The 25719-nt window shown below is 55.8% G+C and carries 24 protein-coding genes; 11 read left to right on the top strand and 13 right to left on the bottom strand.

Translation table 11 applies throughout. From position 1 onward, the window contains the following. Positions 1-208: 208 nt before the first annotated feature. Positions 209-1093, bottom strand: coding sequence for a DMT family transporter (locus K0I31_RS16175; RefSeq protein WP_220079040.1), 885 nt, complete (start codon positions 1091-1093; stop codon positions 209-211). Between the two features lie 487 nt (positions 1094-1580). Here K0I31_RS16175 and K0I31_RS16170 point away from each other — a divergent pair, with 487 nt between their 5' ends. Then, positions 1581-2501 carry a bacteriophage abortive infection AbiH family protein gene (locus K0I31_RS16170; protein ID WP_220079039.1) on the top strand — a complete coding sequence of 307 codons (921 nt, stop codon included), beginning with the start codon at positions 1581-1583 and terminating at the stop codon, positions 2499-2501. Positions 2502-2955: 454 nt separating this feature from the next. Here K0I31_RS16170 and K0I31_RS16165 read toward each other — a convergent pair whose 3' ends face one another. The 3 genes from K0I31_RS16165 to K0I31_RS16155 form a co-directional block, all read right to left on the bottom strand. After that, positions 2956-4131, bottom strand: coding sequence for a membrane dipeptidase (locus K0I31_RS16165; protein WP_220079038.1), 1176 nt, complete (start codon positions 4129-4131; stop codon positions 2956-2958). A 166-nt stretch (positions 4132-4297) separates the two neighbouring features. After that, entirely contained in the window at positions 4298-4882 is a 585-nt protein-coding gene (locus K0I31_RS16160; protein ID WP_220079037.1) for a TetR/AcrR family transcriptional regulator, read from the bottom strand. Positions 4883-4895: 13 nt separating this feature from the next. Continuing rightward, a complete protein-coding gene (locus K0I31_RS16155) occupies positions 4896-6320 on the bottom strand; it encodes a coniferyl aldehyde dehydrogenase (protein ID WP_220079036.1) in 1425 nt (474 codons plus the stop codon). Positions 6321-6582: 262 nt separating this feature from the next. On the opposite strand from K0I31_RS16155, the gene K0I31_RS16150 reads away from it, so the two are divergent. From K0I31_RS16150 to K0I31_RS16140, 3 genes are all read left to right on the top strand, one after another. Then, entirely contained in the window at positions 6583-6960 is a 378-nt protein-coding gene (locus K0I31_RS16150) for a SpoIIAA family protein (protein WP_220079035.1), read from the top strand. Between the two features lie 279 nt (positions 6961-7239). Beyond that, positions 7240-7671 carry a universal stress protein gene (locus K0I31_RS16145; protein WP_011866897.1) on the top strand — a complete coding sequence of 144 codons (432 nt, stop codon included), beginning with the start codon at positions 7240-7242 and terminating at the stop codon, positions 7669-7671. A gap of 192 nt (positions 7672-7863) precedes the next feature. Then, positions 7864-8307, top strand: a complete 444-nt coding sequence (locus tag K0I31_RS16140) for a universal stress protein (RefSeq protein WP_144202026.1) — start codon at positions 7864-7866, stop codon at positions 8305-8307. A 1-nt stretch (position 8308) separates the two neighbouring features. Here the strand turns inward: K0I31_RS16140 and K0I31_RS16135 are convergent, their stop codons facing one another. Continuing rightward, the gene (locus tag K0I31_RS16135) at positions 8309-8887 is read right to left on the bottom strand and encodes a TetR/AcrR family transcriptional regulator (protein WP_220079034.1); all 579 of its coding nucleotides are present in this window, start codon (positions 8885-8887) and stop codon (positions 8309-8311) included. 131 nt (positions 8888-9018) lie between these two features. Here K0I31_RS16135 and K0I31_RS16130 point away from each other — a divergent pair, with 131 nt between their 5' ends. Beyond that, positions 9019-10059 (top strand): alkene reductase, encoded by a 1041-nt coding sequence (locus K0I31_RS16130; RefSeq protein ID WP_220079033.1) that lies wholly within the window; start codon positions 9019-9021, stop codon positions 10057-10059. A gap of 146 nt (positions 10060-10205) precedes the next feature. Here K0I31_RS16130 and K0I31_RS16125 read toward each other — a convergent pair whose 3' ends face one another. Next, positions 10206-12323 carry a TonB-dependent siderophore receptor gene (locus K0I31_RS16125; protein ID WP_434086928.1) on the bottom strand — a complete coding sequence of 706 codons (2118 nt, stop codon included), beginning with the start codon at positions 12321-12323 and terminating at the stop codon, positions 10206-10208. Positions 12324-12649: 326 nt separating this feature from the next. Here K0I31_RS16125 and K0I31_RS16120 point away from each other — a divergent pair, with 326 nt between their 5' ends. Together K0I31_RS16120 and K0I31_RS16115 are read left to right on the top strand one after the other, a co-directional pair. After that, complete coding sequence (locus K0I31_RS16120) at positions 12650-13630, top strand: zinc metalloprotease (RefSeq protein WP_220079031.1); 981 nt, start codon at positions 12650-12652, stop codon at positions 13628-13630. A gap of 76 nt (positions 13631-13706) precedes the next feature. Continuing rightward, the gene (locus K0I31_RS16115; protein WP_220079030.1) at positions 13707-14024 is read left to right on the top strand and encodes a hypothetical protein; all 318 of its coding nucleotides are present in this window, start codon (positions 13707-13709) and stop codon (positions 14022-14024) included. A gap of 21 nt (positions 14025-14045) precedes the next feature. Here K0I31_RS16115 and K0I31_RS16110 read toward each other — a convergent pair whose 3' ends face one another. Genes K0I31_RS16110 through K0I31_RS16095 form a run of 4 tightly spaced genes read right to left on the bottom strand, consistent with a single transcriptional unit; the run spans position 14046 to position 17623 of the window. Continuing rightward, entirely contained in the window at positions 14046-14807 is a 762-nt protein-coding gene (locus tag K0I31_RS16110; protein WP_220079029.1) for a sulfite exporter TauE/SafE family protein, read from the bottom strand. Positions 14808-14850: 43 nt separating this feature from the next. Next, a complete protein-coding gene (locus K0I31_RS16105) occupies positions 14851-15405 on the bottom strand; it encodes a DUF924 family protein (protein WP_220079028.1) in 555 nt (184 codons plus the stop codon). Positions 15406-15457: 52 nt separating this feature from the next. After that, positions 15458-17026, bottom strand: a complete 1569-nt coding sequence (locus tag K0I31_RS16100; protein ID WP_220079027.1) for a PH domain-containing protein — start codon at positions 17024-17026, stop codon at positions 15458-15460. A 3-nt stretch (positions 17027-17029) separates the two neighbouring features. Continuing rightward, a complete protein-coding gene (locus K0I31_RS16095) occupies positions 17030-17623 on the bottom strand; it encodes a PH domain-containing protein (protein WP_220079026.1) in 594 nt (197 codons plus the stop codon). 111 nt (positions 17624-17734) lie between these two features. Between K0I31_RS16095 and K0I31_RS16090 the strand changes: the two genes are divergently transcribed. Next, positions 17735-18049, top strand: coding sequence for a winged helix-turn-helix domain-containing protein (locus tag K0I31_RS16090; RefSeq protein ID WP_220079025.1), 315 nt, complete (start codon positions 17735-17737; stop codon positions 18047-18049). A 27-nt stretch (positions 18050-18076) separates the two neighbouring features. Here the strand turns inward: K0I31_RS16090 and K0I31_RS16085 are convergent, their stop codons facing one another. Further along, a complete protein-coding gene (locus K0I31_RS16085; RefSeq protein WP_220079024.1) occupies positions 18077-18400 on the bottom strand; it encodes a DUF2956 domain-containing protein in 324 nt (107 codons plus the stop codon). Between the two features lie 187 nt (positions 18401-18587). On the opposite strand from K0I31_RS16085, the gene K0I31_RS16080 reads away from it, so the two are divergent. Both K0I31_RS16080 and K0I31_RS16075 read left to right on the top strand, forming a co-directional pair. Beyond that, positions 18588-19898, top strand: a complete 1311-nt coding sequence (locus tag K0I31_RS16080) for a short-chain fatty acid transporter (RefSeq protein ID WP_220079023.1) — start codon at positions 18588-18590, stop codon at positions 19896-19898. Between the two features lie 109 nt (positions 19899-20007). Further along, positions 20008-21873: an ABC transporter transmembrane domain-containing protein gene (locus K0I31_RS16075; protein ID WP_220079022.1), complete on the top strand. Its 1866-nt coding sequence runs from the start codon at positions 20008-20010 to the stop codon at positions 21871-21873. A gap of 63 nt (positions 21874-21936) precedes the next feature. On the opposite strand, the gene K0I31_RS16070 is transcribed toward K0I31_RS16075, so the two are convergent. Next, positions 21937-22917: a DUF4382 domain-containing protein gene (locus K0I31_RS16070; RefSeq protein ID WP_220079021.1), complete on the bottom strand. Its 981-nt coding sequence runs from the start codon at positions 22915-22917 to the stop codon at positions 21937-21939. Between the two features lie 345 nt (positions 22918-23262). Here K0I31_RS16070 and K0I31_RS16065 point away from each other — a divergent pair, with 345 nt between their 5' ends. Next, complete coding sequence (locus K0I31_RS16065; RefSeq protein ID WP_220079020.1) at positions 23263-23775, top strand: lipocalin family protein; 513 nt, start codon at positions 23263-23265, stop codon at positions 23773-23775. Positions 23776-23933: 158 nt separating this feature from the next. Here the strand turns inward: K0I31_RS16065 and K0I31_RS16060 are convergent, their stop codons facing one another. Beyond that, the gene (locus K0I31_RS16060) at positions 23934-25529 is read right to left on the bottom strand and encodes an AMP-binding protein (protein WP_220079019.1); all 1596 of its coding nucleotides are present in this window, start codon (positions 25527-25529) and stop codon (positions 23934-23936) included. Positions 25530-25719 lie beyond the last annotated feature (190 nt).

The raw sequence follows: 25719 nt of genomic DNA, 5'->3' as shown, positions 1-25719 counted from the left end.
TGTCCGGCGGGGATCGTGCAAACACTATTTTGGCACGCCACGAGCACATCCCTGTGGGCTCTACGAAATCATCCCTGATTTCGAAGGCCAAAATTGTGTTTACACTGGGTGTCCAACATATCTTCGATTTGACTTCAATTCTTGTTATGAAGGTTTCTTACTTTGCTCTTTTGGGAATCGACTAGGGGATAATGCAAACACTATTTATTTACCGCTTCTTCGAGTTGACTTCATTTGTCGAACCATGGCCTTGTTTGCTCATGACAAACAGAGCGATGCCGCCGAGGACGGCGATGGAGGCAAGCAGGAGTCTGCTTGTTAATGCCTCGCCGAGCCAGATGAAGCCGCCGAAGGCGGCTATGATAGGTACGCTGAGCTGCACGGTCGCGGCGGTGACGGCAGAAAGAGATGGCAGGACTAAATACCATAGGGCGTAGCCCAGCCCCGAGGCGAGGGCGCCTGAGGCCACGGCGTAGCCAATCCCGGTGGCGCTGATCGTCTCTGAATTAGCGAGCAGGGCAAAAGGCACCAGGGCCATGGGCACGGCGCGAATAAAATTCCCCGCCGTGGCTAGGGTTGGGCGCTTAGTGCCTCGGCCGAGCAGGGAGTAGACGCCCCAGGAAACCCCGGCGATTATCATCAGCACAGCGCCAATTAAGGGTGGAGCACTCACCCCCGGCAGCAGTAACCATACCAATCCCGCTCCAGCTAGCAGGGCGCCTATCACTTGTTTTCGATTTATCCGCTCGCCAGACCACAAACCGTAGAGGATCATGGTGATCTGCACCGCACCGAACAGCAACAAGGCTCCCGTGCCGGCGCTTAGGCTGTTGTAGGCAAAAGAGAATGCGACCGCGTAACCAAATAGGGCCGTTGCCGACAGCCAGTTACCGCCAAGGCCGCTGGCGCGAATATGACGCGATGCGAGTAGCCCAAGCACCAGGGCGCCGGAGGCGATACGTATCAGGGTGAAACTGGCCGCGCCGATACTGCCCGATGCCAAAGCCTCCCGGCAAAACAGCGAGTTGGCTGCGAAGGCCAGCATGGTGACCGAGGTGAGTAACAGCAGGCGTATCCAGGGTTGTTGGGGCATGGTTAGTCTTCTGCGTTGAATCTCTTAGTGATATTAGTTTCAGTGTATCGTGGGATTGGTTGTTTGCCATGAAGGTATTGTCATCTTCTCATGGAGGAGTTTGTGATTGCTGTAATCTGAGTTTATCTGGGGGATTGAAGGTCGTACCTTCATTGACGTTAATAGCCTGCGGCTCGCTTTCGTGCAGATACATCTGCTACACGCCGTGAATCCTTCCCTGGAGGCTCGACGATGGCATCCCTGCCATCGACGTCCGCAGATGCATCTACACCAGAATTTCCAATTTCTTCGATTTGACTGTATTTGTTGCCGATAGATATGAAAACTTAGTGTATCTTTGCCCCACAACCTGCCAACGCCTTATACACTGCAGCCTTTGGCAACTAATCATTGACCAATTTTTAGTAATGCGAGAAATTAAATAACTTCTTACTTTCTAACTTGTGGGACATTTTATTTAAACTTCGTAAAGTTAAAAGGTATCTGCATGAGTAAACTATACATCATTGGAAATGGATTTGATTTGCACCATGATTTGCCTACATCATTAGTAGGCTTTCGTAGCCATTATAAATACAGTGCATTTAGCCGCTTGTATGAAAATGGTGTTTTTATGATGTCTTCGAATCAGTCATTAGACGAACACTGGAAACACCTTGAGGAAAATCTAGCTAATTTTGACGTTGATGAAGTCATTGAACAAGCTAGTGAATACTATGACGACGATCCTCATGAAAATCAGTTTATTTATGAGGTTGAAAATATCATTGACGCTCTTACCAAAGGACTTACAGCAGATTTGAACGAGTATTTATCATTGGCTGAAATTCACGCTGTAATGCAAGATAAAATATTAAATCTAGATACTAGTGCTCGTTTTCTATGTTTTAACTACACCAATACCCTTGAAAGGATTTATAACATATCTCCAGATCGCATTTGTTACATTCATGGCAAACTGAATAGTACGGAAAATCCTATTGTTATTGGGCATGGTATGGAGGGTTCTGAATATACCCCGCCGCCAGAAATAGATATATCCGCATTATCAGAAGAACAGGTGGAAGTATATTCTGAATCATATTCACCTGATTATGATTATGCTATTAGTGAGGCTCATGGGTATTTTAAAAGGAGCTATAAGGATACAGCTGCTTGTATCAAAGCTTCCAGCCAGTTTTTCCAGTCCTTATCTGATATTGAGAGTGTGATTATTCTCGGTCATTCCTTAAGCGAAATAGACCAATGTTACTTTGATTGTGTAAACAAGATTGCTAGACCAAATAGTCAATGGTGGGCTACCTATTATTCAAACTCAGAGAAGAATGAAATATTAGAACGACTAGAAGAAATCGTTGAAGACCACAATAGAATAAATTTAATTGAAATGTCTCAACTGATAGTGTGACTTTGTAGAGCTAGTATGTAACGGGGGAACTAATTTGATTGTTATAATGTCGACGCACTTGCTTTAAATTATTGAAATATAAAGTAAATATATCGGAAAGGTTCCCGAGGGGTCAAATCGAAGAGATGGAATATCTCGGTGTAAACACGCTTTTGGCCTTCGAAATCAGGGATGATTTCGCAGAGCATCCAAGGATGGACTTGCTGCGTGCCAAAAGCGTGTTTGCACATTAGCCTGCCGCAGGCAATTCAAAACATTGATGGTTAACGCTCACTTAAGCTAAGTTCAAGCAAAGTAAGCTGCTCATCTCAATAATAAATTTCGTAAGTGTTTCGCTACACCATTCAGAGCACTAAAGGTCAGTACTCACCTAAGCGTGAAGCAGGCTGGCCGCTAACCAGCCTAGGTCAGAGTAACCAGCCTAGGTTAGAGGAACTAGCCTGGGTCAGAGGGACTAGCCTAGTACCTCGGTCAACACCCGCTGCCAATTCCCGCCCATGATCTTAGCGCGATCGCCGCTGCTGAATCCGGCGCGGGACAGGGCACTGTCGATGCGCTCCATGCGCTCGATATGGTTAAGCGCTGGGATCACCACGTGCTGAGGTTCGTGGTCGAAGCCGAGTACGCCGCGGGCTCGCAGGCTGTGCCACCACTCGACATATTGTTTCACCCCTTCGGCGTTATCGTTGTTGAGTTCCAAGAGCTTCTCGTGGCCCCGCAGCGGGTAGTCGTTGGCAATCGCCACGGCATCTATGCCGCCGACATTGGCCACATGCTTGAGCTGGGCCAGGTAGTGGTCTGTGGTGGGCGTGTGCTCAGTGGTCAGCCAGAAGGTCATCATGAAGACGCCGAACAAGCCGCCGGTGTCGGCGATCGCCTTGATCTCCTCATCGGGTGAGCAGCGGGCGTGGTTGACGATGGCGCGCACGGCGCCATGGCTCTGCACTATCGGGGCGCTGCTGGCCTTGGCGCTGTCCAGCGCCGATTGGGGGCTGGAATGGCTGACATCGATCAGCATCTTCTTGCTGTTGAGCTTGTGGATCAGCTGATGGCCGGCCTTGGTAAGCGGCAGGTTGAGCCCCTGCTTGCCGTCGTTGTCCAGGGCGCCGCCGCTAAACTGGTTGCCGTAGTGGTGGGTGAGCTGTAGCACTCTTAGGCCGCGCTCATAAAACTCATCCACCTGATTGAGGTCTTGATTTATGCTCTGCTCGACGCAGTCTGCCCCCTGGATCTGGAATAAGACGGCGGTGCGGCCGCTGGCATGGGCCGTCTCAATATCCTTGGCGCTGCGCCCCAGCAGTAGCTTGTCTGGGTTGGCATTTACCCTGGCCAGGGCCTCGCCGATACTCTTGACGCAGGCGTTGTAGGTGCGTTTGTAGTTGGTGGTGCCATCGGCCTGTTCTATGGCTTCGATGGCTGAGATATCACATAGGTAGGCGTCGAGTTTTGAGGCCTTGAGATCGGCTAAGTCCTCCGGCAGGAAGGAGAGGCCGTCGATATAGAGGGGCTTAGTGTTCCCCTTACCCAAGGCATTGGTGTTGGCAAACACGTTAGCGGCGGGCAGTTGGCTGAGCATGCCTGCGGCGGTTAATGCCTTGATAAGTTGGCGCCGGGTGACTTGAATGGCCATGGGACTCCTTGTTTTTGTTATTTTTATCTTTGCTGGACGGCTTAATAGCCATCGAGTGTATCACCAAAGCCGAGGGGGCGACCAGCGAGGCGCGGCGAATGCAGCGCCTTAAGGACTGAAGCATTAGACCTAGACCTGGATTTAGACCTTGGCGCTAGACCTATATCTAGACTTTGGCCATCGCATTCCAAAACAGGGCGAAGCTGGCGCTGCGCTCATGGGCTTGCTGCCAGCGCTCCGGGTGGTCGACAAAGTAGCGGGTGGCGGCCAGGTATTGGCCGTGGCAGTTGTCTTGCATCAGCTCGATGGGGTACTCGGCCAGCTCGCCGCTGGCTTGGCCCTGGCGGATCAATTCGGCGATAAAGCCTAGGATGCCGTGCATTGCCTGATCCCGCACCGACTGCTCGACGTTGGGTGACATGGAGTAGAGCTGAAAAAACGCCTGCTTGAGCGGATTGGCCATGGCCCAGGTCAGCGCCGCAAACCAGAGCTGCTCGGCATCTTGCTTGAGGTTGCCACGGCTGCTGACGCTCGCTTGTATGGCGTCGGCAAATTCCCGCTTAACGCCGAGAAACAGCTGCTCGAGCAGCTGCTCCTTCGAGGGGAAATGATGAAACAGGGTGCCTGTCGCGACCCCTGCCTCGCGGGCGATGGTGGCCGTGCTGGTGCCATGAAAGCCCTGGCTGACGAACAGCTGCAGGGCGGTCTCTAAGATGGCCTGTTTCTTGGTGCGTTTGCTGCTTACTGTCATCTGAATCTGCCCGTTAGCGCAAAAACAGCTTCATCAGCAGCTGCTGAATCCCATAGCCATAGGGAGGATGCACCAGCTTGCCCGTGTTGAGCTTGCCACGGCTCAATATGGTCTTGGCGTGGCTCATGGTGAGGAAGCCTTCCTTGCCATGGTAGTGGCCCATGCCGGAGGGGCCAATGCCGCCGAAGGGGGCATCGTCCGCTGCCACATGGAACACGGTTTCGTTGATGCACACACCACCCGAGTGGGTCTGTTCCAGCAGTCGCTGTTGAGTCCCCCCATCGAAGCTCATGATATAGAGGGCCAGCGGGCGAGGGCGGTCGTTCACATAGTCGATCGCCTGCTCCAGGCTGTCATATTCGACGATGGGCAGCAGTGGGCCGAAGATCTCCTCCTGCATCACCTTCATCTGCTCGTTAACCCCGGTTATCAACTGCACCGGCAGCTTGCGGCTGCCTGGCGTCATAGTTTCATTGCTGGTGGGGGTCACCTTGGCGCCCAGGTCGATGGCGTCTTGCAGCACCGCCTGCAGGCGATCGAACTGACGCTGATTGATGATGGCGCCGTAGTCTGGGTTCTGGCCAATTTCGCCGTACATCTGCTTGAATCTGTTAATGAAGGCCTGCACGAAGGCCTGGCTCTGGCCCTTGGGCAGCAGCACATAGTCGGGGGCGACACAGATCTGCCCGGCATTGAGGCACTTGCCGTAGATCATTCGCTCCACGGCGGTATCCAGGGGCATGTCAGGGGCGATGATCACCGGCGACTTGCCGCCCAACTCCAGGGTGACTGGGGTGAGGTTGTCGGCGGCGGCGCGCATCACATGGCGGCCAACCGTGGTTGAGCCGGTAAACAGCAGATGGTCGAAGGGGAGCGCCGAGAAAGCGGCGGCGACCTCGGCCTCGCCTTCGACGACAGCCACCTGGGTCTCATCGAACAGGCCGGCCAGCATCTGCCTCAGCACCCTGTTGGTCTCTGGGGTAAATTCAGACAACTTGATCATGGCGCGGTTGCCGGCGGCCAGGGCGGTGATCAAGGGACCGATGGAGAGCATCACGGGGAAGTTCCACGGCACTATGATGCCGACAACACCCAGAGGCTGATACTGCACCTGCACCTTGGCGGGCGCCAGCAGTATGCCCGCGTGGCGACGGCTGGGCTTCATCCAGCCCTTGAGCTTCTTCAGGGTGTAGTTGATGTTGTTGACGCAGGGCATGATGTCGGAGATGCGGCTGTCATCAGGGGATCTGTGACCATAGTCGGCATTGAGGGCCTCGACGATCGCCTGCTGATGACTCAGAAGCGCCTGCTTGAGGGCGATAAGCTGGGCTTCGCGTTGCTGCCTAGAGGGGGCGCCTTGCTCACGGAAGCTGGCCTTCTGTCTCGCAAGCAGTTGGTTGAGGCCTTGGTCGACAACTAGGTTTGCGGGCATGTTCATTGTGCTTATCCTTACTCGTTTGGGGCGCCTGTCTATCTCAGTTCAACGCCCCATATTCACCTTTGTTAGTTGGCCTATGAGGCGAGGTCAGTGGGCCAATCTTAAAAACCGACTGATTAGTCGGTCTAATCTTAGGAGGTAAAACGGCCTAGGTCAAATATTGTCCGATAGCGGTGAAAAGTGTGATCTGGATCAAGCGGGTGGAGGGGCTGGAAACCTAAAATGAAATAGGCCCTTTTAGTTGGGATTACAGGAGCTTGATATGAGCAGCAATCTACATGGTATCGCCATAGGCATAGAGCGCAGTCAGGATGATTTCTACCTCGCCTTCAAGGCCGTCGGCAAGTTGACCCACGAAGACTATGAGCAGATGACGCCGCTGTTGGAGTCAGCCCTGGCGGGCATAAAAACGCCCGAAATCGTCGCGCTTATCGACATCACAGAGCTCGATGGCCTGTCGCTGCATGCGGCCTGGGATGACTTTAAGCTGGGCTTGAAACATGGCAAGGAGTTTAAGCGGGTGGCCATCATAGGTCAGGGGGAGCTACAGGAGTGGGCGACCCGGGTGGCGGACTGGTTCACCCCGGGAGAGTTTAAGTTTTTCGAGGATAAACGCGATGCACTCGATTGGCTGTGTTAATGGCTAGCTCATCGTTTATCGTCAGTAAAGGTTTTGAGTACTGATTTTGAGCACTGGTTATGAGTATTAGGCGCGGTTTTGGGTGTTTGGCGAGCTTTTGAGGATTAGCCGTGGTTTTTAATATAAGTGGCGATTTTTAGCCGCTTTCACCGGCGCAACTAAGGGCCTGCATCAGCGCAGAGAAAAGCGGAGAAAGCCCTGCCAGCTAAGCGATTTCTGTCAAGCCTGTGTCACTTTTATCCGCTATGCTTAAAGAAAGCGAATGGTAAGGAGTAACAGATGAGAAATGGTCAAATTTTATGCCCGACAGATTTTTCTGAAACGGCTTCCCATGCCCTCTCTTATGCCATCGAGATGGCCAACCTGTATCAGGTGGGATTTCGCTTACTTCATGTGGTCGAGCAGCCCATGGGGGATGAGAATTTTCAGATCCTCGCCATCACGCCGGAGGAGCTCGCCCAGTCCATGGAAGATGCCGCCGCCGAGAAGATGAAATCCCTGCTGGCCAAGCTCGATAGCAATCTGCCCATCGAGACCATGATACGTCGCGGCGACGCGGTGACCGAGATCTTAGCCGAGGCCGAAGAGAGCCATGTCGGCATGATAGTGATCGCCAGCCATGGCCGTAAAGGCTTGTCTCATTTTCTGCATACTAATGTGGCAGAGGCGGTGGCGAACCGCGCCAAGTGCCCGGTGCTGGTGGTCAAGTAGTCCGGGGAGAAGGCCCTGTTTTATAAGCCCGTCGTCGGTCAATAGTTTGTCGAGAATGACTTTTGAGAATGGCTTTCGAGAATGCCTGTCGAAATTGATTGTCGCGAACGGCTATTGAAAACAGCTGACGACGCAGCTTAGTTTTTGCATTTGTAACAGAGGGATACGAGCGCCTGAACTGAGGAGGTGAATATGCGTACCCGTCAAATATTGTGCCCAACGGATTTTTCCGAGACGGCCTCTCACGCCCTGGGCTATGCCATCGAGATGGCGACCCTGTATGGCGTGGATCTGCGTATCGTTCATGTGGTGAGTGAACCCTACGGCGCCCATAACTATGGGATAGTGGTGGAGAGTAACGAGGAGCTGGAGCAGCACCTGCATGCATATGCCAACGGCAAGCTAGGTGAGATAGTCAGGGACGCACAGATTAGAATGCCGCCTCATCTCAAGGTGCACAGCGAGGTGCGTACCGGCGGTGTGTTAGGTCAGATATTGCTCGATGCCGAAGAGAATGATGTGGGCATGATAGTGGTCGCCAGCCATGGTCATACCGGACTCGCCCACCTGTTGAATCCGAGCGTGGCCGAGGAGCTGGCCAATAAGGCCAAGTGCCCCGTGATGGTGGTGAAATAGCCTAGCTGCGGCAGGTGTCGTGATAGAGCTGGTCCGCCAGGGCGTGTAATACCTCTGGCGCCGGCTTGGTATGGGCAAAGGTTCTGAGCCCAAAGATCCCCATAACGAAATAGCGCGCCAGATGAGCGGCATCGCCCTTAAGTTCTCCCCTGTCGACGGCTTGTTCAAACTGGGTCGTCAGCGCCTGATGCCAACTCTCAAGATGCGATTGCACAGCGTCTCTTATCATCTCATCTTGCTCGGCCACCTCGTTGAGCGCCTTGGTCAACAGGCAGGCCTTGGGCGTATCCTTGCACTGACACTCATCGACTATGCCGGTTAGATACTGCTTAAGCTGCTCGGGAAAGGGGAGCGCCGAGCCGAAACAGGCCGTTAGCTCGGCTTTTCTGTCTTGCCCATATTGTTCTATCACCGCCAGCAGGAGGCCGCGCTTGTTGTCGAAGGCGCAGTAGATGGAGCCAGGGTGTAACCCAGTGGCCTTGGTGAGATCTTGCATGCTGGTCTTGGCGTAGCCCTTGTCGATAAAGGCATTCATGGCCTGTCTCAGTACCTGCTGGCGATCAAATTCGGCGTTGCGCATCTTACTCTTTGGCTGCTTGTCGGGGTGATAAATGGGATTGTACTCAATTTTGAATGAACGTTCAAAAAAGATCTTGAATCCTTTTTTGACTGAGAGTATCTTGAACGCTTATTCAAGAAAGAGAGCCGATTATGACAGCCGATCTGTTTCAGCCTTACGCGCTTAATGCCAGTATTACCCTCAACAACAAGATCCTGATGGCGCCACTTACCCGCTGTCAGGCAGACGATGACCTGGTGCCAACCCAGGCGATGGCGGACTACTATGCTCGCCGCGCCGATGCCGGGCTTATCATCTCTGAGGCGGTGATCATTCGTCCCGATGGTCAGGGTTACCCGAATACCCCGGGCCTGTTTACCCCAGAGCAGATCCAGGGTTGGCAGCGCGTGACCAGCGCCGTGCATGCCAAGGGTGGCAAGATCTTCGCCCAGTTATGGCACACAGGCCGGGTGGCACACTCGCACTTCTTCGGTGGCCAGACGGTAGCGCCGTCGGCGGTGAAGATTGAAGGCACAGTGCCGCGTCAGCGTGAGTTGGCCTATGAGACCCCTAAGGCGTTGACCACAGATGAGATTGCGCAGCTGGTGGCCGATTATTCCCAGGCGGCGGCCAATGCCATCGATGCGGGTTTCGATGGCGTCGAGATCCATGGTGCCAATGCCTACCTCATCGATCAGTTCCTGCACCATGACAGCAACCGCCGCGATGATGAGTTTGGCGGCACGCCGGAGAACATGGCGCGCTTTCCGCTGGCCGTGGTGGACGCCATCGTTAATCGTATCGGTAATGAGCGCACCGCACTGCGAGTGTCGCCGGGCGCCTATGTCAACATGCAGGGCGACAGCCGGGATCGCGCCGTGTTCGATTATTTCTTAAATCAGCTGGAGTCTCGCAAGCTGGCCTACCTGCATGTGGGGATCTTCGATGATGCCCTGACCTTCGAGTATCTCGGCGGGCGAGTGTCTGACTATGTGCGTGGCCATTACAGCCAGACCTTAGTGGGGGTAGGCAGTTACAGCGCCGAGACGGGGGCCCAGGCCATCGCAGATGGCCGCTTCGACCTGCTGGCGATTGGTCGCCCCTTCATCGCTAACCCAGACTATGTGGTCAGGGTGCGCGACAGACAGCCGCTGGTGACTTACTCAGACGAGATGTTGGCCGAGCTGGTTTAATCGCGATGCTCGCTTTTAGCGTTGGCCTTCAAGCCTAGCCTTTCAAGCCTTTGCTTAGGATGAGACAAATAATTGAGACAAAAAAGAAAGGGCATATCGCGTCGGCGATATGCCCTTTTTAATGTCTGTTAGCATTCAGTGCAAGCCTAGAGCTTCCAGGTAATGGTGGCGCTGTAGTTCGCCGGGGCGCCGTAGAAGGCCTGGGCCCAATAGAGACTGTTGAGGTATTTCTCGTCGGTCACATTGTTGGCATTGAGGCTCAGCTGCAGGTTGTCATTAAACTGATAGCGGGCCATGAGATCGACGATGGCATAGGCGTCCTGGCGGGTGATGATCGCCTCGCCCGCATTGGCAAAGCCGTCGCCGACCACGCCCTGATCGCGATAGATATCATCCTGCCAGCGCATGTTCATCCCCACAGAGAGGCCTTCGATGGCGGCCACGTCATAAGTGGCGGCAAACTTCAGCAGGCGACTCGGGGTGTAGGCGGCGACTATCTTGGCATTGTCGTCATTGCCATCGATGTCGAAGTCGGTGAAGCCCAGGCTCAGATTGAGGCCGTCGAACACCTCACCGGCTACCTCAAACTCATACCCCTTGCTGTTGATGCCATCGGCGCCTATGTAGCGCTGGTCGGTCGGCGGCAGATCGGCGGTGCGAGGATCGGGCACCGCCAGGTTGACTTGCTGAATGTCGAAGTAGGCCAGGCTGGCGATCAGGCGGCCGTCGAACAGCTCGCTCTTGAAGCCTATCTCCTTGCTCTCACCCGTCACGGGGGCCAGCAGGTTGTCGTCGATATCCATCTCGGTTTGCGACTTGAAGGTCTCGGTATAGCTGGCGTAGGCCACAAGCTCAGGGGTGATGCGATAGACGGCGCCCAGATATGGAATAAACTGGCTGTCTTCCACGTCTTGCACCTTGTCGTAGGAGACCCCTTCGGCCTGCCACTTGTTGAAGCGGCCGCCGGCGATGAAGTGGAAACCGTCGAACAGGTTAAAACGACCCGTGAAGTAGGCGGCCTGCTGCTTGGCGCTGACGTCGCTGCCTCGTGGGCTGTCGGCAAACACTGGCTTTGGCGTGTTGCCATCCCAGTCGTTGAGATCCGGCATGGCCGGGAAGCCGTTGCCTGTGGTGTAGTCGTATAGCGAGGTGTCGATATAGTCCACCTTGGCATAGTTCACCCCGGCCACCAGTTGATGGTCGCGGCCAAACAGGCTGAACTCGCCGTCGACATAGAGATCCACCAGATCATGGCTCTCATCCAGATCGTATTCGCTGCCATAGCCTGTAAGGCCAAGGCCCGTCTCTCTGTCGGGTGTGCCGTAGACGTAGAAGAGCTCGGTATCTTCATCCGTGCTCTTGTGGGAGTAGGTGGCACGCAGGCGCCAGTCATCGGCGAAGTAGTGGCTCAGCTCCACCACTGTGTTGTTCTTGATCACCTGCCAGTTCGACCAGTTGGCCGAGGTGTTGGTGGATCTGTCGTAGTTGGTTGGGCTGCCGTCTGTGTAGTAGAGCGGCAGGGCGCCCCAGTTGTTGCCGGTGGCATCGTTGTTGATGTAGCTGTGGCTGACCGACAGGCTGGTGTCGTCACTCAGGTTGGCCTCAATGAAGGCGTAGAGCACGCTCTTGTCAGTCTCGTAGCGGTCGAGGTAGGAGTCTTTCTGCTGTTTCACCGCCACCACGCGGGCGGCAAAGGTGTCGTTGAGGCGGCCACTGGCATCGGCCTCGACTCTGGCGTTGTTGAAGCTACCGTAGCTGGCCTGCAGCTTGAGTTGATTGTCTGAGGTCGGACGCTTACGAATAAAGTTGACCGTGGCCGAGGGATTACCCACACCTGTCATCAGGCCGTTGGCGCCGCGGATCACCTCGATACGATCATAGATGGCGGTGTCTTCGTCGGCATGGTTGTTGCCCGAGGTTAATGGCAGGCCGACCCCGTCGATCTGGAAGTTGGTGATGTCGAAGCCGCGGGCCGTGTAGTAGGTGCGGTCCGTCTCGATGCGCTCGACATTGATGCCGGTGGCGCTGTCCAGGGCGCTGTTGATGTCGTTGAGCTGGAAGTCGTCCAGCTGAGCATCTGTGATCACAGACACCGACTGTGGAATATCTATGATGGCCAAGTCCAGGCGCGAGGCGCCGCCCACCGAGTGGGCATTGTAGCCCTGCACATAGCGGCCACGAACCTCGATCTTCTCGATATTCTGGTCGTCCTGTTGGCTGTCATTGTCTAGTTGAGCAGTTTGATTCTCTGCGTGGCCTGGCATAGTCGCCATGCTCAGGGCGCAGAAGATAGCGAGCGAAATAGGCTTAAGTTTCATGATCTGTCGTCATCTTAGCAAAAGAGGAATAGTGAGGAGCGGTGCAAGACCGCTGGGGACTTGGCACGCCAACCAAATTTACGCAACAAAGGATATACAAAAAAAGCGGGATTTTAAATGGGAATGGTTATCATTTACTTTTGTGTCGAATGTAAAGAAAAAGACTGATTTTTCATGCCTGGCGGCCGCTTCGGCCTTTGCATTAGCAAGTTCGTCGGCTTTTTCTATACTCAGTGGTGTGAACTGGATCAGATTTTTAAGGTGAGGCACCCATGAGAAAAAGCGTAATTGGAGTATCTGGCTTGCTGCTGACGGCAAGCGCACTGGCCTTCGCGGGTCAAGCTGTTGCTGGTCAAGAGCAGGCTAAGACGAGTTCGACCCCGGCCTTCGACCATGCCAACAGTAACGCCGCCTTCCTGCGTTGCGGCACCCGTACCCCCTCGGATCTCGAGGTAAAGATGTTGAATGAACACCTCAAGGCCCTCAAGAAGCCGAGCGGTGTGGGTAATGGCAACGGCGGCGGTGGCGGCGGTGGTGATGGCGGCACAGGCGGTAACTACACGGCCGTGGGTTATAATATTCCCGTCTATGTCCACCTGATCCTGAGCAGTAGCGGCGACGGCGATGTGTCAGGTCTGGTTGCGGAGCAGATGAATGTACTTAATGATGCCTTCGCCGGTGCAGGTGGCGGCAGCGGCTTCGATACCAAGTTCAGCTTCACCTTGATGGGGACAACAAAAACAGAAAACGATGCCTGGTACACCGCGGGGCCGGGCACCAGCGCCGAGCGTGCGATGAAACAATCCCTTCGCCAAGGCGGCGCCGATATCCTCAACATCTATGTCTCTAATCCAGGTGGTGGCCTACTGGGCTGGGCGACCTTCCCCACAGACTATGCCAGCAATCCTAGCGACGATGGCGTGGTGATCCTCAATCAATCGCTGCCGGGCGGCGCGGCTTCGCCCTATAACGAAGGCGATACCGCGACCCATGAGGTCGGCCACTGGCTGGGTCTGTATCATACCTTCCAAGGTGGCTGTAATGGCGGTGACCAGGTTTCCGATACCCCGGCCGAGCGTTCGGCGGCCTATGGTTGTCCCTCGGGACGTGACACCTGTAGACGTGACACTGGGGACGACCCCATCTACAACTTCATGGACTACACAGACGATAGCTGTATGGTCGAGTTCACTCAGGGCCAGTCCGAGCGCGCCGATACCTTAAGCGGTGCCTATCGCTGGCCGTCCAACTAGTCTCATGGAAAATTCACTGTTGAAACAGGGCCTATGGTGTCTCGCCATAGGCCTTTGTTTGTGGGGGAGCCCTTGTTTGGCGGAGCGACTGCGTGCCCCCGACTTCGTGCCCTGTGGCCGTGACCAACTGACCTCATGGCAGGGAGAAGTCTTTAACTATCACAGGAGCGAGACCCAGATAGCCTTTGGTATTCGCACCGTAGACGGTACCTTGGAGCGCCTGGATATCGCCTACGCGCTTGAGCAGATGCGGCTCAATGGCGGGCTGTTTACCCTGCCGGACTGGAAACGGCTGGAGGTCTCTCCCAGCGTGCTCAAACCCTCGGTGCGGGTGAGGGTATGGCGCTGCGATAACGCCGGCGCCATCAGCTTCATGATTGACTGGCTAGAGTGATCCTAGCTTTCCCGCCCCGATTTAATCGCTAAGCATAGCGGCGACGCTGCCGCAGAGTGTCATCAAAAACAGAAACCACTTGAGTACCTTGGGGCTAACCTTGATCGCCAGCTTGACCGCCAGATGGGCGCCCACCATGGTGCCTGCTGCCAGGATGAGCCCAGGCAGCCAGAGGATCAGATCTTCCTTGATGAAGACCAGCAGGGAAGCCAGGGTGAAGAACAGGGTACAGAACACCTTGAGGGCGTTGGCCCTCACCAGATCATATCTCAGGCTACCCGCTAGGGCCGCCAGTAAGACAAAGCCTACCCCCGCCTGCACGAAGCCGCCATAGATCCCGGCTAGGGTCAGCCAGAACCAGGAGCTGGGCGTGTCTTTGACCCGGTTGACCGGCGTGCCCAGCTCGGGCGCTATGATGGCGGGGCGCACCAAGATGATGAGCGCCATCAGCAGCATGGTGCCCAGCAGCAGGGGTTTAATCAATGCGCTGGGGGCGTAGGCGGCCAGGCCTGCACCTATGAAGCCGCCGAGTATGGTGGGCAGCAGTATCGGCCCCTTGTCCTGGGTATCTAGCTTGCCATGCTTGTGAAAGCCTAACAGGGCGGTGATCGATTGCACCGTGACCCCGACCCGGTTGGTAGCGTTGGCGACCTCGGCGGGCATGCCCATCACCATGAGTGCGGGCAGGGTGAGGTTGGAGCCGCCGCCGGCCAGAGTATTGATGATGCCAGCCAGAAAGCCGGTGACGACCAGTAACAGGCCGTGGGTGAGGGTGATCTCCATGGGTACTCCTTACGCCCGAATGGGGAATGACTCGTTGGATAAGTTAGAAATTTGAGCCAGGCTCGGCGAGAAACGCCAGCTCCTCTTGGGTGGACTCGCGCCCCAAGATGGCGTTGCGATGGGGATAGCGGCCGAATCGGTCGATAATCGCCTTGTGGCGCTGCTCAAACGCCAGGTTGTTTTCGGCACCCTCTCGATTAAACAGGATAAGGGCGACCTCGTGGATCGCCTGCGACTCGCTGTGCATATAGGGCATGTAGAGAAAGGGCACCTGTTTAGGTTGCAGCGCCTTGTCGATGCCGGCGGCCACAGCTTCCTGGGCCAGGGTTAGCGCCATGGGATCGGCGGCGAAGGCCTCTGGCGTATCCCGGTAGATGTTACGGCTAAACTGGTCCAGCACGATAATCTCGGCTAGGCGCCCCTGTGGCGTGGTGCGCCAGTGGTAGAGTTCGCCCTGTTTGGCCTGGGTGAGCAGCTCGCCGAAGCGGGTCTGGAGCACCTTGTCGAAGGCGAGGTCTTTGACAAACCAAGCTTTAGGTTCAATCTCCTCGAACCAGAAGCGAATGATGTCGTCTGGCGTGTGGGCTATCCTGTTCATCTCTGCTCCTTCTTTCCTGCCTTATAGCCAGTTATGTTATATCCAGTTTTAGCTATATCCAGTTTTTCGGATCTTCTCTGGTCAAACTTAACGCGGTTTCGGCAATCAATCTAGCCTCTTCGAGGGGAATATAGGGGATCACCAGGGGGCCTGATGCCAGGCCTAAGTGCAAGGTGGCTAAGGCGTTACGCCGCTGCCCCGGCGTCTGTGAGATACAGACATCCTGGGTCTTACTCAGGGGAACCAGTCGCCAGGTCTGCCCCAGCACACCCGTATGGATCCAGCAGTCATCCCCCTCCAGGCGATAGCCCCATTGACGATAGTTGAGATAGAGGCCAACAAGCGCCACCAGGGTGAAGCCGGCGACCAGTTCGGTAAAGGGGTTGAGGCCAAGGATAAGGGTCATCACCACGGGAAGCAGTGCCAGCGGGATGGCGCGGCGCCAAAGCCAGCCGCTGTTTATTCCCTGATAACTGGTGGGCAGGCTATTGGCCTTGGCCGCCAGGGTATCGAATCGGCCGAAGGCCTGAGGGATATCTTTACGACTCATGCTGGGGATCAGCAGGTGGCGCTTGGCGAGCTGCTCCACCTCATTACCTTTTACTTGCTCGAAATGTACCGTCCAGCGCCCGATAAGCCGGCCGATGACGGGCTGCTCGAATCTAACCAGCTGCACCCTGTGCAGGCGCAGCGCGTCTTGCTGCTTTGCCAGTATGCCGCCGGTTCGATGCAGTGTGCCCTGGCGCAGGCTGAGGCGATAGGGGTAATACTTGAGCACGGCCGAGACGATGGAGATAAGCGCGAGCAGCAGGTAGAGGAGTATTAGCGCGGCTGCTACCGCCAGGATCTGATAGACAAGTCCTGTGGCGATATTGGTCTGATACCAGTGCCAAGCTCCCTGCACCATGCTGGTTTGTCCCAGGGATTCCCAGTCGACCTGGCCTATGATGGAGCCAGAGATTATCGAGAGCCAGATGAGGTTGTTCTGATAGAAGCCGAAGATCAGCAGATCTTTAAGATCTTTGGCCACCACTAGGCCTTCGCCCTGACGCCGGGATTGCGCGCTTGCCGGAGTGGCCGTCATGCCCGCCTGCTGTGGCTCACTGGCAGGCGCCATGGTCTCGCCATCGGCAGGCATAGCTTCAGAACTTGCCTGTTTGGGCTGGGAGCCAAACAGGTGTTTCTTGAGTTGCATGGCCTGGCGATAGTTGACCGCGGCCAGCACCGCCTCATCTTGCTTGGAGCCGGCCGTTTCCACCACCAGGCTGTAGAGGCCGAGCGGTCGGAAGTAGAGGGGCTGCTCCAGCCGCACATTTTGGATCTTGTTCAGCGGGATCTCCTGGGCGCGTTTAAACACCAGTCCCTGGCGGATCCCCAGCTTGGCGTCGCTGAGTCGATAGCGATACTTGGCCCATTGCAGGCTGGCGTAGGTCAGGATGACCAGGACCAGACCCGCGGCGACCAGCAGCAGCCAGGGGGAGTTGAATCCCCGCTGCCAGCCGGTGTAGACCAGGGGGATTAGCGCGTAACCATTGGTGAGTAGCTGACGTAGGCTGCCGACACTGAAGCTGACGATCGACCAGGGAGACAGGCTCGCCCACTGGGCGAAGCGTGTACTCATGGCTTAATCCTCGCGCCCGTCGGGGGCTTGCTTCTGCGATGCCTGTTTTTGGGAGGCCTGTTTCTGGGAGGCTTTGGCCAGCAGATGCTTACGCAGTGGCTCGGCCGTGTCGTCCCCCAAGCCTGGAAGGCTGATCTCGGCGCTGCCGCTACCCGCGCTGAAGCACTTTAGGGTGTGCTGATGAAAATAGCGCTCCAGTGGTCCCTGAGACAGGCTGACATGCTGCAGGCGGGTATAGGGCAGGGCGATCTTCTTATGCCAAATCAATCCCTTCTGCATGATGAACTCGTGATCGAATGCGCCGTAGGCGATAGAGAGGGCATAGCGATAGCGGCAATAGCTGACGATGCCAGCCAGGATAAGCAGGCCCGTCACCAGGGCGATGATCAGGCTGCCCGGCAGGTTGAGCAGTATCGCGGCCAGGGGCGCAATGATCAGCAGCGGCGTGAAGATCAGCAGATTTTCTATCTGCACCTGATGCAGATAGGCCTGTTCCAGTGGTGTCAGTGGCACTTCATCTATGGCGATCCAGTCTGGCTGCTCCAGCCGACGCCTGGCCTGCATTGATGCCGAAGTTTGAGGAGTCACATCTTCCATTTGTTATCCTGCGAAAGTTGGCTATTGGCTGACTATAACATCTTTCCTTTGGTTGTCAGCCATTTGCACCTGTTTGTGATGCTTGTTTTATGTTACAAGATAATAAAAACCATGTTGAGAGAGGATGCCTTGAGCGCCGAGTTATCTAAGCAAAAAATCGCCTTCCTGAGAAAGCTCTATCTGGCCCATCTGATCGATAGTGAGCAGCACAATCTGTTGTCGCTGAACAAGGCCACCACCATGCCGAGGCGCACCCTGCAAGATGCCATCGCCGCCATGGGCGATATCGGTATCAGCTGTACTTTTGTGCAAGATGGCGAGCGCCACAATGCCGGGTATTATCGCCTCAGCGACTGGGGGCCTATCGACAAGGTCTGGGTGGCCAAAAATATCGAGACAATAGGCCAATCGTTGAAGCATGATTGAGCGCTGAGACCTACTGGATTGATGAAACTAGTGATTCAGTAGGTAGAGGCCGATGAAGCCAAGCCAACTCAGGGCCAGCAGTAGCCAGGGCAGCTTGCTGGCTTTTGGCGCGGCCTGGAATCCGTCATCCATTGGCTCTATGGATTGACGCTGCTTCTCCTTGAGGACCTGCTTGCGCTGCTTGTCCCTGTCTCTGGCCTTGCTCTTCTGGCGCTTCTTGTATTCGGCAATCCCCTTTTCTATCCCCTGAGCGATAAGCTTGGTCTGCTCCTTGGTTTGCCCCGGTTTCTGGGTGGCCTTGGCAATTTTCATCGCCTCATCTTTGGTTTCGTTGGAGATTTGCTGCGCCATAAGGTCTTAAGCTGGTGAGTGTTGGCCTCACTATAACATGAGTCGCGCCATAGGGTGACACAGGCTTGGCCTCTGGTACGGCCTCTGCCCCTATACCATAGTATGAGTATGATTTTGTTAAGATATCGCTTAACCTGTCTGTGGCAAATTCAATCAATAATAATACCCTGCTATCAAGGACAAGATCATGCTTAATAAGGCCGCAAAACCTCTGGTCAAGTTGGTCGACCGCTATCTGCCCGACCCCTATATTTTCGTCTTACTCCTCACTCTGCTGGTGTTTGTCGCCGCCATGATGGTGGAGCAACAGAGCCCGCTGCAACTGGTGACCTACTGGGGCCAAGGCTTCTGGGCACTGCTCAGTTTCTCGATGCAGATGTTGCTGGTGCTGGTGGCCGGTTACATGCTGGCCAGCTCGCCGCCCATTAAACGCCTGCTAGATAGTATCGCCGCCCTGGCCAAGAGTGCGCCCCAGGCGATCATACTAGTGACTCTGGTGTCACTGCTTGCCAGCTGGATCAACTGGGGCTTCGGCCTGGTGGTCGGCGCCCTGTTCGCCAAGGCGCTGGCGCGTCAGGTGAAGGTGGATTATCGCCTGCTGGTGGCCAGTGCCTATTCGGGGTTCGTGGTCTGGCATGGCGGCCTCGCCGGTTCCATCCCCCTGACCATAGCCACCAAGGGGCATTTCGCCGAGGACAAGATAGGCATCATAGCCACAGACAATACCATATTCGCCGGCTTTAACCTGGCGCTGGTGGCTGTTCTGTTCGTGCTGATTCCCCTGGTTAACCGCTTCATGTTGCCAAGCGCTGATGAGAGCATCTATGTCGACAGGGACAAGCTCGCAGAGCCCGAGGTCGAGACCGAGGCGATCACCCGTCCGGCTGATTATCTGGAAAATAGCCGCCTGCTGGCCTGGGCCGTGGGTGGGGCTGGCCTGGTTTACCTGGGACAATACTTCTTCGCTGCCGGCGGTAAGCTCAACCTGAATATCGTTAACTACCTGTTTCTGTTTCTCGCCATCATCCTGCATCAGACGCCTCGCAGCCTGCTGACCAGCCTGAATGAGGCGATCAAGGGCGGCGCCGGCATAGTGATCCAGTTCCCCTTCTATGCGGGGATCATGGCGCTCATGGTGCAGTCGGGTCTGGCTCAGAGTATCTCGTCGGGGTTCGTGGCCATCGCCAGTGCCGACAGCCTGCCGTTCTGGAGCTTTATCAGTGCCGGTATCGTCAACATCTTCGTGCCGTCCGGTGGTGGCCAATGGGCTGTGCAGGCACCTATCATGTTGCCCGCCGCCGAGGCGCTGGGCGCCGATGTAGCAAGGGTCGCCATGGCGGTTGCCTGGGGCGATGCCTGGACCAATCTGATCCAGCCCTTCTGGGCACTGCCCGTGCTGGCTATTGCTGGGCTTAAGGCGCGGGATATCATGGGCTTCTGCCTGATGCAGCTGATCATCACTGGCATAGTGATCAGTATCGGTTTGACCTGGTTCTAGTCAGATCCCCACCGATTAATCTCTGCAAACAAACAAAACCCGCTTTTCCCGGCGGGTTTTGTTATTCTGTTAGCCAAGCCTAATACCGCTGCCGAAAAGGAATGCTAGCTTGTCTCAACCTCTCTCACCGACTGCCTCTCATGACGCAGCTTCCAGCCCTAAGCAGTCCGCACCGCAACCTAAGCGACCAGGAGCTAAGCAAGCCGTATTGCCCTGGATAGGCGGTTTCCTGCGTCCCTATCGCGGCAAGGTGATCGCCGCCATAGTGTTTCTGTTTATCGGCTCGCTGGCCTGGTTATCTTTGGGGCAGGGGGTGCGCCTCATGGTGGATGAGGGCTTCCTACGGGAAAATGGCGAGCGGCTCAACGAGATCATCCTGCTGGTGATTGGCATCACCGCGCTGAGCAGCTCCGCCATCTTCTGTCGCTTCTACCTGATGACTTGGCTTGGGGAGCGGGTAAGCGCCGATATCCGCCTCAAGGTCTATGACCATCTGCTTAAGCTGTCGCCCGGTTTCTACGCCAGGCTGCGCACCGGCGAGGTGATCTCCCGCTTCACCGCCGACGCCACCCTGTTGCAATCTGTGGTGGGCTCCAGCCTCTCCATGGCGCTGCGCGCCAGCGTCACGGTAGTGGGCGGCCTGGTGATGATGGCGATCACCAGCCTTAAACTCACCGCTCTGGTGCTGCTCGCCGTGCCTCTGGTGCTGGGGCCTATCTTCTTCTTCGGTCGCAAGGTGCGCGAGCTGTCGCGTAAAAGCCAAGACAGGGTGGGTGACCTGGGGGCCTATGTGGATGAGTCGCTGCACGAGATCCACACTGTGCAGGCCTATTGCCATGAAGACCGCGACAGACAGCTGTTTTCCGAGCGGGTCGAGGCCGTGATGGAGGCGGCTAGGGGGCGCATCAAGTATCGCGCGATACTCATCTCCCTGGTGATGTTTCTCAGCATACTCGCCATCGCGTTAATTACCTGGGTGGGTGCCAAGGATGTGATGAGCGAGGCGATCACTCCGGGCGAGCTCTCCGCCTTCATGTTCTATGCCGTGATGGTGGCGGGCGCCGTGGCGACCATCAGCGAGGTGATCGGCGAGATCCAGCGCGCCGCCGGTGCGACGGAGCGGCTTATCGAGCTGGTGGAGACGCCTATCGATATTCCTCTGGCGCCAAAACCAGTCAGCTTGCCAGCAAAGGTGCGCGGCGAGTTGAGCCTAGAGCAGGTGCGTTTCAGCTATCCTGTTCAGGCCAGTGCCGATAGTGCTGAGGAGATGGAAGCGCAGGTTGGCGTCGAGGTGATCCGCGGCCTGAGCCTGCATATCTCTCCCGGCGAGCGGGTGGCCCTGGTGGGGGCGAGCGGCGCCGGTAAGAGTACCCTGTTTGAGCTGTTGCAGCGCTTCTATGTGCTGGACAGCGGGGTGATCGCCCTGGACGGTATTGACATCGCCAGCCTGCGACCACAGGATCTGCGCCAGCAATATGCCCTAGTGCCCCAGGAGTCGGTGATCTTCGCCACTAGCGTGCTGGAAAATGTGCGTTACGGTCGCCCAGGTGCCAGTCTGGAGGAGGTGCAGGCCGCCTGCGTCGCCGCTCGCGCCGATGAATTTATTGCTGATTTTAGCGAGGGCTATCAGACCTATTTGGGTGAACGCGGTGTGCGTCTATCTGGCGGGCAGAAGCAGCGTATCGCCATCGCGCGGGCGATATTGGCCGATAGGCCGGTATTGCTGCTGGATGAGGCCACCAGTGCCCTGGATGCGGTCAGCGAGCAGAAGGTGAAGCAGGCGCTGGATGTACTGATGCAGGGGCGCACCACACTGATCATCGCCCATCGCCTGGCAACCGTGCTCAATGCCGACCGTATACTGGTGATGGATAAGGGGGAGCTGATCGCCAGCGGTACCCATGGCGAGCTGATGCAGAGCAACAGCCTCTACCGCGAGTTCGCCAGCCTGCAGCTACTCACGGAAGAGGCCTAAAGGATAGGAGAGTGAGATAAGGGCAGACAGGATTTATCTGCCCTTTTTAATACCTAAAATGAGCTAGCCTCTGTGGCCGCCGTGGCCAGCACCGCACTGATGGCGGGTTTCTCTGCCGCCATCTTCGACACCGATCTCACCGCCATCTTCAAACAGCTTAAATGCGCCCTGAGTCATATCGTTTTGGGCTGGGTCATCAAGGTGGCCGAGGCAGGTGTAGCCCACCCGGTAGTTGCCGGCAGGCAGATGGCCCATGGCAAAGAACCAGTTGCCATTGATGTCTTGGCGTATGGGGGAGATGGCCACCGGCGAGAAGAGGCCGTCGTCGCGGCTCTGCGCTATATCGCCCATCTGCGCCAGGCTGGTCACCTCACTCGGGTAGAGATAGGCCATGTGATAGAACTGGCCGCCCTCGGGGGCGCTCGCTGCGTATTGAGTCTCACAATCGGCGATCCATTGAGGGTCCATCTCGCCGAAGATGTGGCCCATGGTGTCGTCGTCGATGGAGTAGATGCCGTGATGAGACAGCTGATAATGACCGTCTAAGAGGTGCATGGCCTGATAGAGATCGATCTCCATGGTCAGGTTAAGGTGCTGATGTTCGCCCAGGGTGAAGTTTGTCATGGGGAGGCGGCCATCTTGTATCATCAGCGGGTGCTGGCCCTGGCCGTTTTCGATGAGGCAGCCCTGGGCCTGATCGCCATTGACCAGGGTGAAATGTACGTCGTGATACTGACCTGCGGGGAGTTCCAGACCATCGATCACCCTGTGGCTGTCCATGCCTTGGTACTCCAGTAGGTTAAATCTGTGCTGAGCCATATCCTGAGTGTGCAGCTGACCATGAGCATCTGTCATCACCAGTTTATCGAGCACCAGCTCGACCCGGCTGACCTGACTCATTGGAGAATCGGACAGGGCGATACTTACTGTACCTGTGGCGAGAGGCTCTGGTGGACTGGTGTCATCGGAGCCGCCGCAGCCGCTGAGCATAAGGCCAAGGAGGGGGAAGGGTAAAAAAGTTAAGGGGTGAGTTAAGGGTCGCATCTTGAGTAAACCTTTTAATGAGTTTTTTCTAATGGTTTTATTGATTCTAAGGGGCACTGGCACAAAAAATGGTGACTAGCTGGTTAAAATTTGTACTTTGTGAGTGAGCTAACGCTTAGGGCGTTCAGGCCTTGATGGCCTAAATAAAGTGAGATAGGGAGGCGGGCTTTATCACAGGAGAGCATTATCACAGGAGAGCATTATCACAGGAGAGCTTTATTGCATGAGAGCGTTAGTGCTTGTGAACCTCAGGCGAGATCCCTGCGTACTGATTTAACGAATTGATTTAAAGAATTGGTTTAACGAATTGATTTTCCAATACACCTCAATGAGTGGAGTATCGCGATGAGATGGCCTGTCACCTTTTGTCTTGTTTGTCTGTTAACCCTGCTAACGGCCTGCACCAGCGCGCCCAAGGGAATAGCGCCGATAGAGGGATTCGAACTCTCTAAATACCTGGGCACCTGGCATGAGATCGCCCGTTTGGATCATGGCTTCGAGCGCGGCCTGAGCCAGGTGACCGCCGAGTATCAACTGCGGGGCGATGGCGGCGTGAGCGTAGTCAATCGTGGCTTCGATGCGCAATCACAAAGCTGGAAGAGCGCCGAGGGCAAGGCCTACTTTGTCCAGACGCCCGATATTGGCCACCTCAAGGTCTCCTTCTTCGGTCCCTTCTATGGCGCCTATGTGATCTACCGTCTGGATGCGGATTATCAGTACGCCTTCGTAACCAGCTATAACCGCGATTATCTCTGGCTGCTGGCGCGCTCGCCCGAGGTCGATGAGTCGGTAAGGCAAGCCTTTATCACCCAGGCCGAGAAGCTGGGGTTCGATACCCAGGCGCTCATATGGCAGTAATAGATAGCTGGGCCAATAGTTAGCTGAGAGCGATAGATAGCTGGGCGAAATAGAGCTATTTATCCAACTCAGAGCGAATAAATGTGAGAATAAAAAAGGGCGTCCGAGTAGGCGCCCTGTTTATGGCTTTTGAGGCTCAAATTAGTTGATTTAGCTGATTACTTCCTCAACTCTCGACGCAGGATTTTACCCACGGTCGACTTGGGCAGTGCGGCCATGAACTCGATTATCTTGGGGAGCTTGTAGGCGGCTAACTGAGCGCGGCAATGTTCGAGCAGGGCCTGCTTAGTGGCATCGTTTGCCAGCTCAGGTGCTCGCAGCACTATGGCGGCCTTGACGGCCTCGCCGCTACGGCTGTCGTCGACGCCAATTACGGCGCATTCCAGCACGCTCTCATGGGCGGCCAGCACATCTTCCACCTCGTTAGGATAGACGTTGAAGCCGGAGACGATGATCATATCCTTCTTGCGATCCACTATCTTGTGCATGCCATCTTCTGTGGCCAGGGCGATATCCCCGGTCTTGAAGAAACCATCGTTGGTCATCACCTTGGCGGTCTCCTCTGGCTTCTGCCAGTAGCCGCTCATCACCTGGGGGCCCTTGACCGCCAGCTCGCCTATCTCACCCTGGGGCACCTCCTGCTCGTTGGCGTCGAGGATCTTCACCTGAGTATCGATCACCGGGCGACCTATGGTGCCAAGACACTCGAGTCCCGGCGCGTTAAGGGAGACCACGGGCGAGGTTTCCGACAGGCCATAACCTTCTGAGATGGTGCAGCCCGTGGTGGATTGCCAGATGCTGGCTGCCGCCTGAGTGAGCGCCGTGCCACCAGAGATGGTGATTTTGAGGTGACTAAAGTCCAGCGCCTGAAAGGACTGCTGATGGCACAGACCGACAAACAGGGTGTTGAGGCCAGCAAAGCCGGTGAAGGGATGCTGGGACATGGTCTGAATCAGCGCGCTGATATCTCTCGGGTTGGGAATGAGTACGCTGCATCCGCCCTGCTCGAAGTAGACGAAGTTCACCATGAAGGCATAGATATGGTAGATGGGCAGAGGCGCGATAAAGATCTCCTCGCCCTCGACAAATTTACTGGCCAGGCGCGACTGCACCTGCAGCATATTGGCCAGCAGGTTGCTGTGACTCAGCATGGCGCCCTTGGATAGGCCCGTAGTGCCGCCCGTGTATTGCAGCGCCGCCAGGCTCTGCTGCGCGACCTCTACCGGGCGATACTCGACCAGGCTGCCCAGAGCCAATACCTGGTTAAAGCCTATGTGGGCGAGCTGGCTATCGGCCTCTGCTTGGGGGGCTATCAGATCCAGCGGGTGGGTAGAAATTACCGTCTCTATCTGGGTCTCGGGGATCACAGCTTCCAGGGTTGTCAGCAGATCGCTTAGTACCACCAAGGCCTTGGCATCCGAGTCTCTGTATTGGTGGATCAGTTCTCGCTGGGTATACAAGGGGTTAGTGTTGACCAGTATCATGCCGGCCCTGAGCGCGCCATAGGCGGCGATAACAAACTGGGTGATGTTGGGCAGCTGGATGGCGACCTTATCGCCCACCTCAAGCCGGGTATGTTGCTGTAGGTAGGCGGCAAAGTAGCGGGAGTCGCGTTCAATATCGGCAAAACTGTTGGCCTTGCCCAGACACACATAGGCTGTCTTGTCGCCATAGCGCTCGGCGGCCGTTTCGATCAGATCGATCAGTGATGCATATTTTTGCAGATCTACATGGGCATGTGAGTCATAGGCCATGGACGCGTCTCCTTTGCTTATTATTGTCGGTATTCTTGGGCGCAGCTAAAAATCAAACAGGTGTTTAGACTGTGCTAAAACGCGCCTAAGGTCAACCTCTGCCCGCCTAAAACAAAACAATCGTTTAACCCTTATCTGTATGTTTAATATCGCTATTTTTATAGCGTGACAAAACCGTTCTGGTCTGACC

Origin of the sequence: Shewanella spartinae, from assembly GCF_019457555.1 — a bacterium.
In the GTDB taxonomy this organism is placed as follows: Bacteria; Pseudomonadota; Gammaproteobacteria; order Enterobacterales; family Shewanellaceae; genus Shewanella; species Shewanella loihica.
The sequence above is the reverse complement of the archived record's forward strand: the minus strand, read 5'-3'. Positions and strand labels throughout refer to the sequence as shown.

Excerpts from the sequence above, each read along its gene's own strand:
- K0I31_RS16175 (WP_220079040.1), bottom strand. The coding sequence starts at position 1,093 with ATGCCCCAACAACCCTGGATACGCCTGCTGTTACTCACCTCGGTCACC.
- K0I31_RS16170 (WP_220079039.1), top strand. The coding sequence starts at position 1,581 with ATGAGTAAACTATACATCATTGGAAATGGATTTGATTTGCACCATGAT.
- K0I31_RS16165 (WP_220079038.1), bottom strand. The coding sequence starts at position 4,131 with ATGGCCATTCAAGTCACCCGGCGCCAACTTATCAAGGCATTAACCGCC.
- K0I31_RS16160 (WP_220079037.1), bottom strand. The coding sequence starts at position 4,882 with ATGACAGTAAGCAGCAAACGCACCAAGAAACAGGCCATCTTAGAGACC.
- K0I31_RS16155 (WP_220079036.1), bottom strand. The coding sequence starts at position 6,320 with ATGAACATGCCCGCAAACCTAGTTGTCGACCAAGGCCTCAACCAACTG.
- K0I31_RS16150 (WP_220079035.1), top strand. The coding sequence starts at position 6,583 with ATGAGCAGCAATCTACATGGTATCGCCATAGGCATAGAGCGCAGTCAG.
- K0I31_RS16145 (WP_011866897.1), top strand. The coding sequence starts at position 7,240 with ATGAGAAATGGTCAAATTTTATGCCCGACAGATTTTTCTGAAACGGCT.
- K0I31_RS16140 (WP_144202026.1), top strand. The coding sequence starts at position 7,864 with ATGCGTACCCGTCAAATATTGTGCCCAACGGATTTTTCCGAGACGGCC.
- K0I31_RS16135 (WP_220079034.1), bottom strand. The coding sequence starts at position 8,887 with ATGCGCAACGCCGAATTTGATCGCCAGCAGGTACTGAGACAGGCCATG.
- K0I31_RS16130 (WP_220079033.1), top strand. The coding sequence starts at position 9,019 with ATGACAGCCGATCTGTTTCAGCCTTACGCGCTTAATGCCAGTATTACC.
- K0I31_RS16125 (WP_434086928.1), bottom strand. The coding sequence starts at position 12,323 with ATGCCAGGCCACGCAGAGAATCAAACTGCTCAACTAGACAATGACAGC.
- K0I31_RS16120 (WP_220079031.1), top strand. The coding sequence starts at position 12,650 with ATGAGAAAAAGCGTAATTGGAGTATCTGGCTTGCTGCTGACGGCAAGC.
- K0I31_RS16110 (WP_220079029.1), bottom strand. The coding sequence starts at position 14,807 with ATGGAGATCACCCTCACCCACGGCCTGTTACTGGTCGTCACCGGCTTT.
- K0I31_RS16105 (WP_220079028.1), bottom strand. The coding sequence starts at position 15,405 with ATGAACAGGATAGCCCACACGCCAGACGACATCATTCGCTTCTGGTTC.
- K0I31_RS16100 (WP_220079027.1), bottom strand. The coding sequence starts at position 17,026 with ATGAGTACACGCTTCGCCCAGTGGGCGAGCCTGTCTCCCTGGTCGATC.
- K0I31_RS16095 (WP_220079026.1), bottom strand. The coding sequence starts at position 17,623 with ATGGAAGATGTGACTCCTCAAACTTCGGCATCAATGCAGGCCAGGCGT.
- K0I31_RS16090 (WP_220079025.1), top strand. The coding sequence starts at position 17,735 with ATGTTGAGAGAGGATGCCTTGAGCGCCGAGTTATCTAAGCAAAAAATC.
- K0I31_RS16085 (WP_220079024.1), bottom strand. The coding sequence starts at position 18,400 with ATGGCGCAGCAAATCTCCAACGAAACCAAAGATGAGGCGATGAAAATT.
- K0I31_RS16080 (WP_220079023.1), top strand. The coding sequence starts at position 18,588 with ATGCTTAATAAGGCCGCAAAACCTCTGGTCAAGTTGGTCGACCGCTAT.
- K0I31_RS16070 (WP_220079021.1), bottom strand. The coding sequence starts at position 22,917 with ATGCGACCCTTAACTCACCCCTTAACTTTTTTACCCTTCCCCCTCCTT.
- K0I31_RS16065 (WP_220079020.1), top strand. The coding sequence starts at position 23,263 with ATGAGATGGCCTGTCACCTTTTGTCTTGTTTGTCTGTTAACCCTGCTA.
- K0I31_RS16060 (WP_220079019.1), bottom strand. The coding sequence starts at position 25,529 with ATGGCCTATGACTCACATGCCCATGTAGATCTGCAAAAATATGCATCA.